This is a genomic window from Streptomyces sp. NPDC096013 (assembly GCF_044763565.1).
Taxonomy (GTDB): Bacteria; Actinomycetota; Actinomycetes; order Streptomycetales; family Streptomycetaceae; genus Streptomyces.
The window spans coordinates 172,004-189,097 of the sequence record NZ_JBIWGK010000014.1; the positions used below are offsets into that span (position 1 = coordinate 172,004).

Genomic DNA, 17,094 nt, shown 5'->3' on the forward strand with positions numbered 1-17,094 from the left:
CGGTGCGGCCGACAACAGCCGTTTGGGTGGGATAGCGGGAGAATCGGACGCCCGCACTTGTGAGGGCGTTGTGGGGGTAGGCGAACGTGACCGCCGCTGTGCCGGAATGGGCGAGCGTGCTTTGAGAAAGTGGTGGGCATGGACATCGGTCACAGGAACAACGTCACCATCACCGGGAACCCCGAGGGGCGCACGGTGGTGCTGGCGCACGGTTTCGGCTGTGACCAGAACATGTGGCGGCTGACAGTGCCGGCCCTGGCCCCGGACTACCGGGTGGTGCTCTACGACTACGTAGGCGCGGGCCGCTCCGACCTCTCCGCCTTCTCCGAGGCCCGCTACTCCTCCCTGGAGGGCTACGCCCAGGACGTGGAGGAGATCTGCGAGGCGCTCGACCTGCGGGACGCGGTGTTCGTGGGCCACTCCGTCAGCGCCATGATCGGCGTCCTGGCCGCCGCCCGCGTCCCAGAGCGCATCGGGGCACTGGTGATGGTCGCTCCGTCCCCCCGCTACATCGACGACGACGGCTATCGCGGCGGATTCAGCGCCGAGGACATCGACGAACTCCTGGAGTCGCTCGATTCGAACTATCTGGGCTGGTCGGCCGCGATGGCTCCGGTGATCATGGGCAACGCGGAACAGCCCGAACTGGGGCAGGAGTTGGTCCAGAGCTTCTGTGCCACCGACCCTGAGATGGCGAGCGTTTTCGCCCGCACCACGTTCCTGTCCGACTCGCGCGCCGAGCTGAAGAGCGTGCAGGTGCCGACGCTGGTGCTGGAGAGCAGCCAGGATGCCATCGCTCCCCGCGACGTCGGAGCCTTCGTCCACCAGGCGATCCCGGGCTCGACCCTCGTCACCCTGGAAGCGACCGGACACTGCCCGCACCTGTCCGCCCCCGAGGCCACCAACCAGGCGATCCTGAGTTTCCTGGACGGCCTGCGATGACGTGCCGAACCGACCAGGAGCCCGACCCCCAGCAGTTCAGCGGAGACGAGCAGACCTCCAACGTGGCATTCGCGGCGCTCCTTGAGGACAGCGTCGAGGAGCTGTACGAAAGCGCCCCGTGCGGATATCTGTCCACCCTGATGGACGGCACCATCGCCAAGATCAACACGAGGCTCCTCGAATGGCTCGGCCTGGCGGAGGATGATGTCGTGGGCCGCATGCGGTTCACCGACCTGCTCACCGTGGGCGGCAGGCTCTACCACGAGACGCACTTCGCGCCGCTCCTACAGATGCGCGGGGAGATAGGAGGCATCGCCCTGGAGATCAAACAAGCCGGCGGCGGCCGGATGCCGGTCCTGGTCTCCTCCGTCGTCAAACACGGCGCCACCGGCGGGCCCCTGCTGATCCGCACCACCGTCTTCGACGCCCGCGACCGCCGCGCCTACGAAGAGGAACTCCTGCGCGCCCGCAAGGCGGCCGAAACCGCCCACCGTCAGGCCGAGGCCGACCGTGTCCGCCTCCAGGACGCCCTCGCCGCGCTCCAGCAGTCCCTCCTGCCGGACCGACTGCCCCCGGTACCCGGTGTGGAGACAGCCGTCCACTACCGCACCGCTTCCCCCGACCACCTCGGCGGGGACTTCTACGATCTCTTCCCGATCGACGGCAAACGCTTCGGCTTCTTCCTCGGTGACGTGTGCGGCAAGGGCCCCCAGGCCGCCGCGGTCACTTCCTTGGCCCGCTACACCCTGCGCGCCGCCGCCTTGCACGACCCCGATCCCATCTCCGCGCTGTCCACCCTCAACCAGGCGGTCTACGAGCGCTACACCACCGGGGACCCGCGCTACTGCACCACCATCTTCGGCACCATCGAACCCGACCTCGTCACCGGACAGGCCACCATCCACCTCGCCTCGGGCGGCCACCCTCCAGCGCTCGTCCTGCGTGCCGACGGCACCGCCGACTTCCTGCCCACCCCGGGAGGTCTCCTCGTCGGCATCCTTCCGTCGCCGCACTTCGCCACCGCCACCGCCACCCTCGACCCCGGCGACACCCTCCTGCTCTACACCGACGGTCTGACCGAGGCCCGCACTGGCGAGGACCGCACCACCCTCTTCGGAGACGAGGCCCTGCGCAGCTTCACCGCCCGCCACGCCGGCCGGCCTGCCCAGGCCGTCGTAGAGGCACTGATCGGGCTGCTGGACGACTTCGCGGACGGACTGGAAGACGACACAGCCCTGCTCGCACTCGGCGTGCCCGCCCCTCAGCCACAGGAGTGAAGCCCGTACCCATGAGTCCCCTGAACCTCACCGTGCATGCAGCCGCGACCAGTACCGTCATCGAGGTCGTCGGCGAGCTCGACTACGCCACCGCCTCCGAACTGCGGGAACTGATCACGAGTCTGACGCTCCAATCCGGCGAGCACCTTGTCCTGGACCTGGGCGGCATGTCCTTCTGCGACTCCAGCGGTCTCACCGCCCTGATCATCGCCCACAATCACACCCAGGCCGTCGGCGCCGGCCTCGTCCTGAGGGCAGTCCCCGCCCATACCCGGCGCGTGCTGCGCACGGTCGGCCTGGACCAGATCTTCGTCATCAGCTCCGACAGCGACGCGGCAACCGCCTGACCCGCGCGTGCCGGTGCGGGCAGGCGCAGGTCGTATGCGGGGTCGGGCTGAGAGCTTGGAGTGTGTGAGGCGCCGATTCCAGGGTGTGGCCGTGTGCGGTAGCTGTGGCAGTCCGCTGGCTGACTCCTGCTGCCTTCTTGATGGTGTGTCAGTCGTTGGCCGCGGCTTGTGAGTGGACTTCGGCGGCGCCCGGTGCCGTGAGCTGCCAACTCCCGCATCGCGTCAGGGGCGTTGTCGAGCCGGGTCGGCTTGAGGTGCGAGCCGCTGCTGGCCTCATAGCGGGGCGTGACCAACTCGCCGTCGCGTACGGCGTCCACGCCGCGTGTTCTGGGGGGAGGGGCCGGGCATCTCCAGGTCCAGCCCCGCCAGCACGGACCGCCACGGGGTCGTGCAGCGCCCATCCAGCCGGACACCACCGCTCCAGCTCACCCCCGTTCGTCGCGCAGGATCAGTACGCGGATTCATCCCGGGGCCGTAACCGCTCCTCCTCCCGGAGGATGACAGCGGCGCGGTGGCTCATGCAGGGGCACCAAGGCGGATTGCGAGCACCCGCACGATGTCCCGGCACCCCTTGTCCCGTCAGGCTGGCCATCCACCCGAGACCTGACCTGGAGACCCGTTTCTGTGGCTACCCTGCTCTACCGTCTGGGCCGCACGGCCTTCCGGCGCCGCTGGCTCGTCGTGCTGCTGTGGGCGGTGATCCTCGGCGGTGCCGGGGCCGGCGCCGTCACTGCTCCGGCCGCCTCCGACGACGGCACGTCGTTCATGCCCGGCATCGAGGCGCAGAAGGCGTTCGACCTGATCGGGGAGCGCTTCCCCGGCTCGGACGCCAACGGCGCCACCGCACGCATCGTGTTCGTCTCGCCCGACGGCGAGAAGGTGACCGCCGCCGGAAACCGGGCCGCCATTGACGCGCTCGTGACGGAGGCGGCCGACGAGCCGAAGGTCCTGAACGCCGTGAGCCCCTTCACCGCGGGCGCTGTGAGCAAGGACGGCTCCACCGCGTACGCCACCGTGAACTACAAGGTGAAGGCCGACGACCTCACCGACGCCGACAAGGCCGCCATGGAAAAGGCCATCGGCGAAGCGCGCGCCTCCGGTCTCACGGTCGAGGTCGGCGGCACCGCTCTCGCCGAGCAGCCCGCCGCGGCCGGCAGCGAGGAGGCCATCGGCATCGGCCTCGCCGCAGTGATCCTGCTCATCACCTTCGGCTCCCTCGCGGCCGCCGGACTGCCCCTGCTCACCGCCGTGATCGGCGTCGGCACCAGCATGGCCGCGATCATGGCCCTGGGCAGCGTCTTCGGCCTCTCCCTCACCACGGGCACGCTCGCCTCGATGCTCGGACTCGCGGTCGGCATCGACTACGCCCTCTTCGTGGTCTCCCGCTACCGGGAGGAGCGGGCGAACGGCCACGCGCCGAACGAGGCGGCCGGGCTCGCCGTCGGTACGGCGGGCTCCGCCGTGGTCTTCGCCGGTCTCACCGTCGTCATCGCGCTGGCGGGCCTGACCGTGGTGGGCGTGCCGATGCTGACCAAGATGGGCCTGTGCGCGGCGGGCGCCGTGGTCGTCGGCGTCCTGGTCGCCCTGACCCTCGTACCGGCCCTGTTGGGCATGTGGCCCAACGCGGTGCTGTCCCGCCGTACGCGCAAGGCCCGGCCGGTCCGCGCGGCGGCCGACAACGGCGGAACCCGCTGGGCGCGCTTCGTGCTGCGCCGCCCGGTGGCCGTGCTGGTCGCTTCCGTCGCGGGCCTGGGCGTGCTGGCTCTGCCCGCTGCGAGCCTGGAGATGGGCATGCCGGGGGCCGAGTCCAAGCCGGTCTCCTCGACGGAACGACGGGCCTACGACGCGCTCGCGGACGGCTTCGGCGCCGGCTTCAACGGACCCCTGACCATCGTCGTCGACGCCAAGGGCGCGGCCGACGTCAAGGCGGCTGTGAAGGGGATCGCCAAGGAGATCGGCGCCACCGACGGGGTGGTGTCCGTCTCCTCGGCGCAGTTCAACAAGGCGGGCGACACCGCCCTGTTCTCGGCGGTCCCGGCCACCGGCCCGAACGACGAGCACACCAAGGACCTCGTCCGCGCCATCCGCGCGGAACGCGCCGACCTGGAGCGTGGGACGGGAGCGACCTTCGAGGTCACCGGCAGCACCGCGATGAACATCGACATCGCCGAAGCCCTCCAGGCGGCACTGGTGCCCTACCTGGCCGTCATCGTCGTACTCGCTCTGCTTCTGCTCCTGGTCGTCTTCCGTTCGGTGCTCGTACCGGTCAAGGCGGCGTTCGGGTTCCTGCTGTCGGTGCTGGCCGCCCTCGGTTCGGTCGTGGCGGTCTTCCAGTGGGGCTGGGGCGCGGAGTTGCTGGGCGTGGAGCAGGCCGGACCGATCATGAGCCTGATGCCGATCTTCCTGGTGGGCATCGTGTTCGGACTGGCGATGGACTACGAGGTGTTCCTGCTCGCCCGGATGCGGGAGGCGTACGTCCACGGCGACCGCGCCCCCGACGCCGTCGTCTCGGGATTCCGGCACAGCGCCCGGGTGGTGGTCGCCGCCGCGGTGATCATGATCGCGGTCTTCTCCGGGTTCATCGGCTCCGGCGAGTCGATGGTCAAGACGATCGGGTTCGGGCTCGCGGTGGCGGTGCTGTTCGACGCCTTCGTCGTACGGATGGCGCTGGTGCCCGCCGTGCTGGCCTTGCTCGGTGACAAGGCGTGGTGGCTGCCGAAGTGGTTGGACAGGCTGCTGCCCCGCGTCGACGTGGAGGGGGCCGGGCTCACGACCCCGCCGCCGGTGGCGGGCGGCGAGGCCGTGCCGCAGGAGCCCATACGGGTCTGACGGATCGTGGGTCGCGGCACCGGACACCACGGCGCCGCGACCCACCCGTTGTGTGAGCATGGCTGTTCCCTGAAGTGTTTCGGAGCGTGATGAGTACCAGCTGGCGGCACCGGGCGGCGACCCACCCGAAGGCTCTGGACCTCGCGGTGCTGGTCCTGCTGTTCGCGGTCACCGTCGCCGGCGTCCTGACCACTTGGGCACTCGCATCCGGCCCGCTGGCGCTGTGGCCGGGCATCGCCCTGTCCGCCGTTGCCTGCGCCGCCCTGCACTGGCGACGGAACCACCCTCTGCCCGTCCTCGCGTTCACCGCGTCGTGCGCGATCACCGTGGGCGCCCTGGGCTACCTCCTGACGCTTTTGCTGATGGGCCCGCTGCTGGTCGCGCAGTACGCGACGAGCCTGCGCATGCCCCGGCGCACCGGATGGAACAGTGCCCTGATCGTCACCGGCTGCGTGGTGGTCAGCGGCCTGGTCTTCCCCTCCTTCCTGGACTCGGTGGTCTTCGCCGTCGTCAACCCCACGGCGTGGATCCTGCTCTGCGCGGCCCTCGGCGGCTACCGGAGGGTGCGCCGCGAGTACGCCGTGGCCCGCGCCGAGCACGCCGACCGGCAGCGTGAGGAGGAGGCAAGGCACCGGGTCGTCCAGGAGCGCATGCGGATCGCGCGTGAACTGCACGACGTGGTCGCCCACCACCTCACCCTGGCCGACGCCCAGGCCGGAGCCGTGAAACACCTCCTGCGGACCCGTCCCGACCGGGCCCAGGAGATCATCGACAGGCTTCCGGAGACGACGGCCGCCGCCTTGCGCGAACTCAAGTCCGCGGTGGGTCTCCTGCGGCAGGACACCGACACCGCCGACGACCTGGCCCCCGCGCCGGGACTGGACCGAGTGCCCGACCTCGTCGACTCCTGCGCGGCGACCGGCCTCCAGGTCGACGTCACGGTCGAGGGGGAGCGATGCCCGCTCACGCCCGTACTCGACCTGACGGCCTACCGGGTCCTCCAGGAAGCGCTCACCAACGTCACGAAGCACGGCGCCGGGCGCACCGCCGAGGTACGGCTCGCCTACACGTTCCGGCGGCTCACCCTGACGGTCACCAACGACACCGCACCCGACCGCGCCCCCGTACCACCGGGCCCGGAAGGCGGGTTCGGCCTGATCAGCATGCGTGAGCGTGCCACGTCGGTGGGCGGTACCTTCCATGCGGGACACCGCACGCGAGGCGGATTCCAGGTCGTCTGCACCCTGCCGCTGGACATGCCCCTCGACAGCCCCGACGAAAGCACCGCCCCATGACCATCCGCGTCCTGCTCGCCGACGACCAAGCCCTCCTCCGGGCCACCTTCCGCATCCTCATCGACTCGGAGGACGACATGACGGTGATCGCAGAGGCTGCCGACGGGCGGGAGGCCGTCGAGGCCACCGAGGAACAGCGGCCCGACGTGGTCGTCATGGACATCCGGATGCCGCACCTCGACGGCGTCGCGGCCACCGCCGCGATCTGCTCCCGGCCGGAGCTGGCGGACACTCACATCCTCGTCCTCACCACCTTCGAGAACGACGAGAACGTCGCCAAGGCCTTGCGCGCCGGCGCGAGCGGCTTCCTCGGCAAGGGCGTCAGCCCCGAGACCCTGCTGTCGGGCATCCGTACCGTCGCGGTGGGCGAGGCCCTGCTCTCGCAGGCTGCCACCCGGGCTCTGATCACCCGTTTCCTTGCCACCCCGGACACCGACGACCTGCTCGCCCTTCCCGAGGCGGTCAAGGCCCTGACCGACCGCGAACGCGAGGTCGTGACCCTGGCCGCGCACGGGTGGTCCAACGCCCAGATCGCCGAGCGACTGGTCCTGAGTCCGCTCACCGTGCGCAGCCACATCCAACGAGCCATGACCAAACTCGACGCCCGCGACCGCGCCCAGCTCGTGGTGATCGCATACCAGAGCGGACTGGTGCAACCCCAGTCACCGGCACAGGGCCCGGCAGGCCCTCCCTGACCGACCTGATGAGAAGGGCGAGTGCTCACCGGGGACCCGGATACCCAGCGGGTCCTCCAACCGGGCCCCGGACGTCAGCGTCCGGAACCGGTCGCGTTCTCGCGGGGGACGATGTGCGCGATGCCGTGTTCGACGACCCCAACGTGAGCCGGTGACCACGGAGTGCAGCCCGGGTGACGCCGTACCGCACAACTGCGCCCCACCCGGCCCGGACCGGGCCATGCACCGACATCGAGACGGTGCAGATCGGCGCTACCCCGGGGGGATCGATTTCGCGTGCCGCTGGCGGGACCTGTCGAAGGTGGTGTTCACCTCGACGGTCGACAAGGTCGACTGGAACACCCGCCTGGTAAGCGGCGAAGCGGTCGCCGAGATCACCCGGCTCAAGGCCGAGGACGGCGGCCCGATGGACACCGGCGGCGCGGCCCTCGCCGGGACGGCTGTGCGGGGCGGGCTGATCGACGACTAGTAGGTGCTGACGACCGCGCCGGTCCTGGTGGGCGGCGGCACACCGTTCTTCGCCGCGCCGGACAGCTGGGTGAACCTGAACCTCGTAGAGACACGGACGTTTCCAGGCGGCACGACCCGACCGCGTACGAGACGAGGCACTTCGCGCACCTCACGCACGCGACTCGACCGCCGGCCCGGACCGTGTTGGGGGGCCGTGCTCCGTACGGGGACGCCTGGTGCCGTTTGGAGCAAGGCGAATCCTCCGTACGGAGGCGAGCGAACGTTTCCGCTGTTGTTGATGCGGCGACGGGCAGGAAGGAACGTGGCATGTCCTCAGTACTGCTTCCCTCCTCCGTCGTCGGAGGCGCGCGCCCGTGATCCTCGTCATCGTCGTCGCCGTCCTCGCCCTCCTCGCCGGACTCGCGGCCAACCGTTTCCTACGACCCCGGCTGCTGAGTGAGGACGACGACAGCGGCATGGCCGTCAAGGACCTCGTCGGCCCCCTGCTGACCCTGACCGTCCTGCTGCTCGCCTTCGTCCTGGTCACCGCCAACGGCTCCTACGGCAAGGCCGAGGTCTCCTCCCGCGGTGAGGCCCGCGCCCTGGACCAGCTCGTGGAGACCGCCGAGTACGCGCCCACAGCGCAGCGGGCCGAGATCCAGGGCGCCGCTGTCTGCTATGCCCGTGCGGTACGCACCCAGGAATGGCCCGCCATGGCCGACGGCCACGGATCATCCGCGCCCAGCGTCTGGTCGACCAGCTTCCGCCGGACGTTTCGCGCCCTGGAGGGCAAGTCCGTCTTCGGCATGCTGATCGCCGCCGACAACAAGCGCTCCGACGAGCGCGAGGAACGCCTCACCCAGGCCACGGCCAGCATCCCCAGCGCCATCCTCTGGTTCCTCCTGGCCACCCTCGCCATCACCGTGATCGCGCTGGGCACCTGCATCCCCCGCAGGAACAACCGAGGCCAGCTGATCACCCTCGTCGTGATCACCGCGCTGCTCACCACCACGCTGTGCATCATCCGTGACGTCGACCGGCCCTTCGGCGGCATCATCAACGTCGCCCCCACAGCGATCGCCGACGCCGAACACGAGGCCACCCGCGACTTCACCGCCAACCACCCCACCACCGAACTCCCCTGCACCGCCAACGGCAACAGCCGCACCGCCTGACCCGACGGCACGAGCGCGGACAGCGCGGGCGGCCACTTTGATGGCCGCCCGCGTCGGAGATTCATGCCATCGGGCCAGTGCCGACAGCGGCCAGTGGCGTCAGGACGCCGACGTTGCGATGAGGCCGCCGGCCTCTTGGGCGGCCTGCTTGTCGCGCCCGTAGTGCACGGCGACCAGGGTCCCTCGCTGGCGAGGGACCAGGGTGGCCGCCGATGCCCCCTCCCGAGTCAGGTGTTGACGGCGACGTGCGCGGCGTGGACACCGGGAAGCCGGGAGAACAGGAAGGCGGGTGGCTGACGGACGTCAGAGGCTGAAGACGAGTTCGGCCTCGTCGCGCTTGGTGGTGTGGAGGTCCCAGTAGACCGGGGAGATCTCCTCGGGCTGGGCGGCCGGGAATCCGGGGATCGCCGGCGTGCCGATCGACACGTCGATGGCGACGTGCGCGGCCTGGACACCGGTGCCGTCCAGCTCCTTGTGCAGGTTGATCACCCAGTTGCGCAGCGCCGCGGCGGCGGCGTTGACGTTGGCGACCTGTGGCACGGGGTCGACGGACCCGGCGCCGGTGGTGAACAGCAGGGTGCCCGCGCCGGCCTCACGCATGGCGGGCAGCACCGCGCGGGTGGCGGCGATGGCTCCGTAGAGCTGGAAGTCCATCTCGTGCTGCACGTCGGCCGGTTCGGTCGCGGCCGGGGTGGTCATGACGGTCTGGAGGCCGGCGACCGGGGAGTACTCCAGAACGTCGATGCCGCCGAAGTGTGCCGCAGCGTCCTTGAGTGCCTGGGTGAGCGCGGCGCGGTCGAGGACGTCGGCGGGGAACGCGTCGGCGCTGATGCCCTCTGCGGTCAGCTCGCCGACCAGATCTTCGAGCCTGGCCCGGTTGCGGGCGGTCAGTGCGACGTTGTAGCCGTGAGTGCCGTAGGTGCGGGCGATGGCGAGGCCGAGCTGAGGGCCGGCGCCGACGATGGCGATGGTGGGCATGGGAGAACCTTTCGGGGAAGTATCGGCGGATAGGGCTATCCGCTTCTGATGCGGAAAGCCCTTTCCGTTTCGCTGTCCACCGTAACACGGGAACTGGATAGGTCATTCCGGTTTGCTAGTCTGGCCGGTATGAGCCCCCGAGATCCCCACGCCGACGCCGACGTCGGCACGGCCGATTCCGCAGGTCAGTCCAAGCGCAGCGACGCGGAGCGCAACCGGGGGCGGATCATCGCCGCCGCGCGCACGGTCTTCGGGCGCGACGGGCTGAACGCGTCGATGGCCTCGGTCGCGCGGGAGACCGGGGTCGGGATCGCCACCCTCTTCCGCCACTTCCCCCGCAAGGAAGATCTCGTCGCCGCGGTCTTCGCGGACCGTATGAAGGCGTACGCACAGGCCACCACCGAGGCCTTGGTCGACCCCGACCCGTGGAACGGCTTCACCGGCTACATCGAGGCCGTCTGCGCGATGCAGGCCGCCGACCGCGGTTTCGCCGACGTCCTGACCATGAGTTTCCCCGGCGTCCCGGAACTGGAACAGCACCACGCCCGGGCGTACGAGGGCTTCCTCGAACTCATCGGCCGCGCCAAGGAGAGCGGGCAACTGCGCGAGGACTTCACCAGCCGCGATCTCGTGCTGCTGCTGATGGCCAACGCCGGAGTCCTCAGCGCCACCGGCGACGCCGCCCCGGACGCCTGGCGCCGCCTGGTCGCCTGGATGATCCAGTCCTTCCAGGCCCCGGCCCGCGGACAGCTGCCGGACCCGCCGGACGACGCCGCGCTGTACGAGGCCATGCGTCGCGCCAGCCAGAGCGTCACCGCCCCCGAGACCGGAAAGCGACGCTGAATCAGCGATCGGCGGGACCGAGTGACGAGCGACCGCGGCGAGGCCGCCGTTGAATGCGGGCTCCGAGACCGAGCGGCCTTGGCGCTCCCGACCGCCAGCATCACGTCGGCTCGCAGGCTGAAAGCCATGCAACGGCGCACCATACGCGAACATGAGGTCCCAGGAGAAGCGAAAAACACGTAGGCACTGGATACCCGAGACCAGTGCAGCCACGCGCCGGGAACGAAGCCGGCAAGGGTGGTCTGATGCTGGAAGACTTCCTGGCTTGGCGTGGAGTAGGCAAGAACCGCCACGTTCACAAAGGCCAGGGCATACGCGAGCCAGGCGGCCTCCGACAGTACGAGGTACGCGGTGAGTGCGACAGCAGCGGCAGGGCGGTCCGCGCTCACCCTTCGCGCGGAGGCGCGCGGGTCGGTTGCGCTCCGCGATTGATGAGTCGCATCGGGACCGGTACAAGGGACGAGTGACAGAGCCTCTTGCCCCTCGCCCGGAAGATCGCGTCGCGTCGAAGCCGGGACGGTGGACCCGGCAGTCGGCGGGCGCGATGTTCGCCGCGGTCGCAGCGTTTCTCATCACCCGCGACGCCACGTTCGGGTTCTTCAGGCAGGCGCTGCCCGACCGGGCGTACACCGCTACGGTCCTCGCGGGATTCGCTGTGTCGGCCGTCGCCCACGGCCTTGCCATGGTGTGGCTCAGGCGATTGCCGTAGCAGGGCTCACGGGAGGCTTCCGCGTTGCCGCACGGGCGTCCGGGTCGTGACAATCCGTCGGCTCGGCGGGCAGCCGTAAGTTGACGGGCACGGGCTGAGGCGCCGGACAATCATCGGCATCGGCATCGGCATCGGCATCGGCATCGGCATCGGCGGGCGGGCGGCCGTTCGGCTGGGGTCCTGGATCGTCCCGTTGTGAGGGGTGCGGACGCCTCCGGCTGTGGCCTGTTTTCCGCCTCTGACACGCGACGGAGCTCCTCCGAAGGTAAGGAGTTCGCGCTGTAGATTGACGGGTCATGCTCAACGTTAAGGTCCTGGGAACCATCGGCGCGGACATCGACGGTGCGCCGGTCAACCTGGGAGGTCCCCGGCAGCGGGCCGTCCTCGCCCTCCTGCTGGCCGGCCGCGGTCGTGTGGTGTCCGTCGACGGACTCATCGACCGTCTGTGGCGGGGGCGGCCCCCGGAGAAGGCGCCGGCCTCCCTGCACGTCTACGTGTCCAACCTGCGGCGCGCGCTCGAACCCGGCCGACCGCCCCGCACCCCGGCCGGCGTCCTGGTCAGTGCCCCGCCCGGGTACGCGCTGCGGCTGTCCGAGGACGCGGTCGACGCCTGGCGGTTCGAGGCGGCGGTACGGCGGGCCCGCACGGCACCGGGCGCCGAGGCCCGGCACCTGCTGGAGGAGGCGCTCGGGTGGTGGCACGGAGCTGCGTACGGCGAGTGGGCGGACGAGGAGTGGGCGTCGGCCGAGGCCGCCAGGTTGAATGAACTGCACCTGACGGCACGGGAGATGGCCATCACCGCGACCCTCGCCACGGGAGCCGCGCGGGAGGCGGTGCCGGCCGCCGAGGCACTCGTACGCAAGCATCCGCTGCGGGAGGAGGGCTGGCGGCTGCTGGCCCTCGGGCTGTGGGCCAGTGGACGCCGCGCCGACGCGGTGGCCGAACTGCGGCGGGCTGCCGGTGTGTTGGCCGAAGAACTCGGTCTGGGCTTCGGCGGCGCGCTGGCCGAGCTGGAGAGGGCCGTGCTGGCGGGGCGCACCGAGTTCCTGCGCGCGGCGGTCCCGGCGGAGCCCGCGGTGCCGGGAGCGGTGGAACCGCTGGCAACCGACCTGTCGGCGCGGGGGAGTTGGGCATCGGCGTCGGATCGGGGCGTGCCGTCCGGCGGAGTTGGGGACTCGGCGGTCGTCGTCCTGCCGGACGACGACCTGTTCGTGGGCCGGGACGACGAACTGCGGGCCTTGGAGAAAGTGGCACGCGAGGCCCGGCGGGGCGGCGGTGTGGTCCTGGTGACCGGTGACGCCGGCGCCGGAAAGTCGGCGCTGCTCGGCCGGTACCAACGGCGGTTGCGGGAGCAGGGGTGGACCGTGGTGGTCGGCCGTTGCCCCGAGTTCGACGGCGCCCCTTCCGCCTGGGCCTGGGTGGAGGCGCTCGGCGCGCTCGCCCGCCGGACCCCTCCCACCGACCCCGCCGCGCTCGACGCCCTGCTCCAGGAGGCCGGCTACGGCGAGCGGCAAGAGGGCGAGGACGCGACCGGCGGGGGCATGGCGGAGGGGTTCCCGGGACGGGACGACACATCGTCCGTCGGACGGTTCCGGCTGCACCGGGCGTTCAGCACCTGGCTGCGGGAGGCCGCCGCGGACGCGCCCCTGGCCGTGGTCGTGGACGATCTGCACCGGGCCGACGGAGAGACGCTGGCCCTGCTGGAAAGGACCGCCGAGCTGATCGGATCGCCGGTACTGGCGATCGCCGCGTACCGCCCGGCCGACGCGGGGGAGAGGCTGACGAAGACGCTCGCCGAACTCGCCCACCGTTCGCCGTACCGGCTGGCGCTCGGCGGACTGCCCTTACCTGATGTGGACGCCCTGGTCAGGGCGGTGTGCGGGAAAGAGGTCGACGCGGCGACCGTCGGCGCGCTCGCCGACCGGACCGACGGCAACCCCTTCTACGTCCGGGAGAGCGCGCGGCTGCTCGCCAGCGAGGGCGCCCTCGTGGCGGTGTCCGAGGTCCCGCAGGGCGTGCGTGACGTGCTGCGGCGTCGGCTGCGGCAGCTGCCCGAGGGTGCGCTGGCCGTCCTCCAACTGGCCTCCGTGGTGGGCCGCGAGATAGAGATCTGCGTGCTCGTGGAGGCCGCGGACCCCGTCCGGCACGACGAGCACGCCGTGCTCGACGCCGTCGAGGCGGGTGTGGTGGCCGGGCTGCTGACCGAACCGGCGCCCGGCGTGGTCCGGTTCGCGCACGCGCTGGTCCGCGACACCCTCTACACCGACCTCGTCGGCGTGCGCCGGGCCCGACTGCACGCCCGGCTCGCCGAGGTGCTGCGCAGGCGCCGCCCGGACGACCTCGCGGCCCTCGCGCACCACTTCGCCCGGGCCGCGAGCAAGCAGACCGCGTCGCTCGCCGTCGCGTACTCGCTCGGCGCGGCCGACCAGGCCGAGCGCCGCTACGCCCATGACACCGCGGTCCAGTTGCTCACGCAGGCCATCGAGTCCTTCGCCCTGATCCCCGCCGACGCGGACGGCGCCACGGTGAACGGCCGCTCCGGACGGCTGGTGGCGCTGCTCGGCCGCCTGTTGCGGGCCGAGATACGGGCCGGGGCGATCGTTGCCGCACGGCACACCCGGCAGCGCGCCCTGGAGGCGGCCGAGGGTGTCGGCCACGACGAGTTGGCCGCGGCGGCGCTCGGTGTGTGGGGCGGACAGGGGCCCGCCCTGAGCGGGCCGCAGGGACTCGCCGAACCGGCGGCGATCGACGCGTTCGTCGACGTCCTGACGGCCCGCGCAGACCTGGACCCGGCCGTCCTCGGCATCCTGCCGCCGGCCCCCGCGGACGACCGGACCGGCCGCACGGCAGGTGGCGCACCCGCCGTAGGCCACGATGCCCTACGTGCCGAAGCCGGGACGGAGGCCACCGGGCCGCGGCTCGCGCATCGCGGCGCGCCGTCGGCGGGTGGGGTGGACGCGTGGGGTGAAAGAACGGCGGAGGAGAGGTCCGAGGCCGATCGCCGCCTGGTCGTGGCCCGGGCCGTGGGAGATCCGCTGCTGCTCTCCTGCGCGCTGACGGTGGCGGCAGCCGTAAAGCCGGAGGGGTTCTCGGACCGCCGCGCGTTGCTCGCATCGGAGTTGCGTGTCCTCGGCTACGCACACGACCTGCCCGCCAACAACTGGGTGCGCGAGCACACCGGGGCCATGGCGGCCGGGGCCCGCAACGACGTCGAGCAGGTTCGCCGGCACACCGGGCACGGGCGGGCGATCGCCGGCCGGCACCGCCTGGTCGAGGCCGAGGCGATCAACCTGCTGACCCTCGCCATGCTGGCAAACGTCGAGGGCCGCTTCGCCGAGTCGGAGGCCCGTTACACGGAAGTACGCGACCGGTTGCGCTACCACGGCTCACCGTTCGGCGACTTCGTGTACGTCGTGGGGCTGACATCGGTAAGGCTCGGCCAGGACCGCCCGAGTGAGGCCGAGCCCCTGCTGCGGACCCTGCTGCCGGGATCGGTGCCCATCGCCGAACTCGCCCTCGGTGTCGTTCTCGCCCGGCAGGGCGAGCGCGAACAGGCCCACCTGCTGGGCCGGCACACTCCGACGGTCGTCCCCGTCGTACCCGACCACCTGTACGGCATCGCCCTGTCCCTCCGGGCCGAACTCGCCTTCCTGCTGGGCGACATGACCACCGCGCGGGAGTTGATCCCGCTCCTGCTGCCGCTGCGCACCCAGCTGGCCGGCGCCGCCAGCATCTCCTTCGCCACCCGCCCCTTCGCCCACTCCCTGGGCGAGTTGCACCGGCTTCTGGGCGACGAGGACGAGGCGCTACGGCAGTTCGCCCAGGCCGAGGACGTGGCGCGGCGCTGGGGCTCGCGACACCTGGCGGAGGCGGCGCGGGCCGCCTCGCAGGAGCGGGCGGCCCGGAGGTGACGTGACGGCGGCCGGGGTCAGCCCAGGTGCCACTTCTGGTTGGACGTCCCGCCGCAGCTCCACAGCTGGAGCCGGGTGCCGTTGCCGGTCCCCGAGTCCTTGGCGTCCACACACTTGCCGATCACCGTGTTGACCAGGTCGTGGGAGCCGTTGAGGTTGAAGCGCTGGGCCCAGCCGCCGTTGCAGGTCGCCAGCTGGATGGCCGCGCCGTCGGACTCCGAGGCGTTCGCGATGTCCAGGCACAGGCCCATGGACCGCACGCTGCCGTCGGACTTGAACACCCACTTCTGCCAGGCGTCGCCGTCACATCCCCACAGCCGCAGCGGGGAGCCGTCCACACCGGAATGGGCGCTCACCTCGATGCACTTCGACGATCCGTAGCCGACGATCTCGTCACCGGCAGCGGCGGCAGCGGCCGGCTTCGATGTCGGGGTCTTCGTCGTCGTGCCGCCCGATCCGGTTCCGCTCTGTGCGTCGGCGTTGGCGGCGTGGGCCGCCTTGGTGCCGGACGCCTTGTCGGGGTGGGCGGCGTCCGCGACCGGGGACGAACTCCCCTCCGCGTGCGGGCCCTTGTCCGTACCGGCCTTCGACCCCTTCGCACGGTGGGTCGGCCGGCCGCTGCCCGAGGGGGAGCCGGTCTGTCCCACCGAGGCGCCCGCCGTGAGCTGGGGGACGGCGCCGTCGCCGACGTTCGCCGCTCGCGGAGCGGAGTCGTCGTGGTCCGGCATCGCGATGAACGCGGCGCTGCCGATGCCGATGACCAGCAGGGCACAGCCGGCGACCGCGACTCCGACCGCACGCGCGCTCCGCTCCGGGCGTGCGTCCCCGGCACCCGTCCCGCGCTGTCCGCCGGAGTCACCCGACCCCGTCGTGCGCGGCCGGAACAGCGAGCCCGGCGCGGCGGACACTTCCGGGGTACGGGGCTCGGCCGCAGTGGTGGCCGCCGATGCCGACGCGGGTGTGGGATCGGTCGACCGTGCCGCCCCGGAGCGGAACAGCCCGCCGGGCGCGGCGGGTTCGGATGCGGTGGTGGATGCCGATGCCGATGCGGGGTTGTCCGACCGTGCCGCCCGGGGACGGAACAGTCCGCCGGGTGCCGCGGGTTCGGGTGCGGTGGATGCCGGAGCGGGCGTCGGGCTGTCCGGCCGTGCTGCCCTTGGGCGGAACAGTCCGCCCGGTGCGGCGGGCTCGGCCGCGGGGCTGGAGGCCGGAGCGGACGATGGCGTGGGATCGTCTGACCGCCTCGTCCTCGGCCGGAACAACGTGCCCGGCGCGGAGGAGGTCTCGTCCGTCCCCGGCGCGGGGCCGGAAGCCGTCGTGGTCGCCGGTGTGCCGTCGGGCGTGGTCTCGCCGTCCGGGGCGGAGCCGTCCTCGGAGGGCGACGCGGGCTCCTCCGCCGACGCGTCCCCCGGCTCGGACGTCGGCTCGGTCTCCCGAAGCCACGGCAGTGGCCGTTCCCAGAGGGCCGGCTCCTCCGGTGTCTCCGGCTGCCCCGCTGTGTGCTCCATGTCTGCCTGCCCGTCTGCGTACTCGATGTTCCCCGGCGGGCGACGTTAGGGGCGCCGGTCGCGGACACCCGCCGGGAGGCGCCGGTTCTGCCCCGGAGGACCGCAAACCCTTCCCCTGCGGGCGGGGCGACCGGG

General features: G+C 71.6%; 13 protein-coding genes and 1 pseudogene. 12 read left to right on the forward strand and 2 right to left on the reverse strand.

All coding sequences use genetic code 11. The features are described 5' to 3' along the window. Positions 1 to 138 precede the first annotated feature (138 nt). The 8 genes and pseudogenes from ACIRB1_RS36250 (at position 139) to ACIRB1_RS36285 (ending at position 9,010) form a co-directional block, all read left to right on the forward strand. Positions 139 to 942, forward strand: a complete 804-nt coding sequence (locus tag ACIRB1_RS36250) for an alpha/beta hydrolase (protein WP_352178761.1) — start codon at positions 139 to 141, stop codon at positions 940 to 942. Continuing rightward, the gene (locus tag ACIRB1_RS36255) at positions 939 to 2,219 is read left to right on the forward strand and encodes a PP2C family protein-serine/threonine phosphatase (RefSeq protein ID WP_403468494.1); all 1,281 of its coding nucleotides are present in this window, start codon (positions 939 to 941) and stop codon (positions 2,217 to 2,219) included. The genes ACIRB1_RS36250 and ACIRB1_RS36255 overlap by 4 nt, the downstream gene beginning before the upstream one ends. Before the next feature lie 11 nt (positions 2,220 to 2,230). Further along, positions 2,231 to 2,566 carry an STAS domain-containing protein gene (locus ACIRB1_RS36260; protein WP_403468495.1) on the forward strand — a complete coding sequence of 112 codons (336 nt, stop codon included), beginning with the start codon at positions 2,231 to 2,233 and terminating at the stop codon, positions 2,564 to 2,566. A 624-nt stretch (positions 2,567 to 3,190) separates the two neighbouring features. Beyond that, on the forward strand, positions 3,191 to 5,395 hold the full coding sequence (locus ACIRB1_RS36265) for an MMPL family transporter (protein WP_403468496.1): 2,205 nt from the start codon (positions 3,191 to 3,193) through the stop codon (positions 5,393 to 5,395). 89 nt (positions 5,396 to 5,484) lie between these two features. Beyond that, positions 5,485 to 6,690, forward strand: coding sequence for a sensor histidine kinase (locus ACIRB1_RS36270; protein WP_403468497.1), 1,206 nt, complete (start codon positions 5,485 to 5,487; stop codon positions 6,688 to 6,690). Further along, positions 6,687 to 7,385 (forward strand): response regulator, encoded by a 699-nt coding sequence (locus tag ACIRB1_RS36275; protein WP_403468498.1) that lies wholly within the window; start codon positions 6,687 to 6,689, stop codon positions 7,383 to 7,385. Before ACIRB1_RS36270 ends, ACIRB1_RS36275 begins: the two co-directional genes overlap by 4 nt. A gap of 256 nt (positions 7,386 to 7,641) precedes the next feature. Continuing rightward, a pseudogene (locus ACIRB1_RS36280) lies at positions 7,642 to 7,989 on the forward strand (dihydrofolate reductase family protein); the annotation flags it as partial. Between the two features lie 220 nt (positions 7,990 to 8,209). Further along, positions 8,210 to 9,010: a hypothetical protein gene (locus ACIRB1_RS36285; protein WP_403468499.1), complete on the forward strand. Its 801-nt coding sequence runs from the start codon at positions 8,210 to 8,212 to the stop codon at positions 9,008 to 9,010. A gap of 303 nt (positions 9,011 to 9,313) precedes the next feature. On the opposite strand, the gene ACIRB1_RS36290 is transcribed toward ACIRB1_RS36285, so the two are convergent. Further along, complete coding sequence (locus tag ACIRB1_RS36290; protein ID WP_403468500.1) at positions 9,314 to 9,988, reverse strand: SDR family NAD(P)-dependent oxidoreductase; 675 nt, start codon at positions 9,986 to 9,988, stop codon at positions 9,314 to 9,316. 129 nt (positions 9,989 to 10,117) lie between these two features. On the opposite strand from ACIRB1_RS36290, the gene ACIRB1_RS36295 reads away from it, so the two are divergent. The 3 genes from ACIRB1_RS36295 to ACIRB1_RS36305 all read left to right on the forward strand — a co-directional run bounded on the left by ACIRB1_RS36295 (position 10,118) and on the right by ACIRB1_RS36305 (position 15,451). Next, a complete protein-coding gene (locus tag ACIRB1_RS36295) occupies positions 10,118 to 10,831 on the forward strand; it encodes a TetR/AcrR family transcriptional regulator (RefSeq protein ID WP_403468501.1) in 714 nt (237 codons plus the stop codon). Between the two features lie 463 nt (positions 10,832 to 11,294). Beyond that, a complete protein-coding gene (locus ACIRB1_RS36300) occupies positions 11,295 to 11,540 on the forward strand; it encodes a hypothetical protein (RefSeq protein WP_403468502.1) in 246 nt (81 codons plus the stop codon). A 296-nt stretch (positions 11,541 to 11,836) separates the two neighbouring features. After that, entirely contained in the window at positions 11,837 to 15,451 is a 3,615-nt protein-coding gene (locus ACIRB1_RS36305; RefSeq protein WP_403468503.1) for a BTAD domain-containing putative transcriptional regulator, read from the forward strand. 17 nt (positions 15,452 to 15,468) lie between these two features. On the opposite strand, the gene ACIRB1_RS36310 is transcribed toward ACIRB1_RS36305, so the two are convergent. Next, on the reverse strand, positions 15,469 to 16,359 hold the full coding sequence (locus ACIRB1_RS36310; protein WP_403468504.1) for a ricin-type beta-trefoil lectin domain protein: 891 nt from the start codon (positions 16,357 to 16,359) through the stop codon (positions 15,469 to 15,471). Between the two features lie 316 nt (positions 16,360 to 16,675). On the opposite strand from ACIRB1_RS36310, the gene ACIRB1_RS36315 reads away from it, so the two are divergent. Further along, on the forward strand, positions 16,676 to 17,008 hold the full coding sequence (locus ACIRB1_RS36315) for a hypothetical protein (RefSeq protein ID WP_403468505.1): 333 nt from the start codon (positions 16,676 to 16,678) through the stop codon (positions 17,006 to 17,008). Positions 17,009 to 17,094 lie beyond the last annotated feature (86 nt).

Bases quoted from the DNA above. Each gene is read 5' to 3' on its own strand.
- ACIRB1_RS36270 (WP_403468497.1), top strand. From the start codon at position 5,485: ATGAGTACCAGCTGGCGGCACCGGGCGGCGACCCACCCGAAGGCTCTG.
- ACIRB1_RS36260 (WP_403468495.1), top strand. From the start codon at position 2,231: ATGAGTCCCCTGAACCTCACCGTGCATGCAGCCGCGACCAGTACCGTC.
- ACIRB1_RS36275 (WP_403468498.1), top strand. From the start codon at position 6,687: ATGACCATCCGCGTCCTGCTCGCCGACGACCAAGCCCTCCTCCGGGCC.
- ACIRB1_RS36290 (WP_403468500.1), bottom strand. From the start codon at position 9,988: ATGCCCACCATCGCCATCGTCGGCGCCGGCCCTCAGCTCGGCCTCGCC.
- ACIRB1_RS36305 (WP_403468503.1), top strand. From the start codon at position 11,837: ATGCTCAACGTTAAGGTCCTGGGAACCATCGGCGCGGACATCGACGGT.
- ACIRB1_RS36295 (WP_403468501.1), top strand. From the start codon at position 10,118: ATGAGCCCCCGAGATCCCCACGCCGACGCCGACGTCGGCACGGCCGAT.
- ACIRB1_RS36250 (WP_352178761.1), top strand. From the start codon at position 139: ATGGACATCGGTCACAGGAACAACGTCACCATCACCGGGAACCCCGAG.
- ACIRB1_RS36255 (WP_403468494.1), top strand. From the start codon at position 939: ATGACGTGCCGAACCGACCAGGAGCCCGACCCCCAGCAGTTCAGCGGA.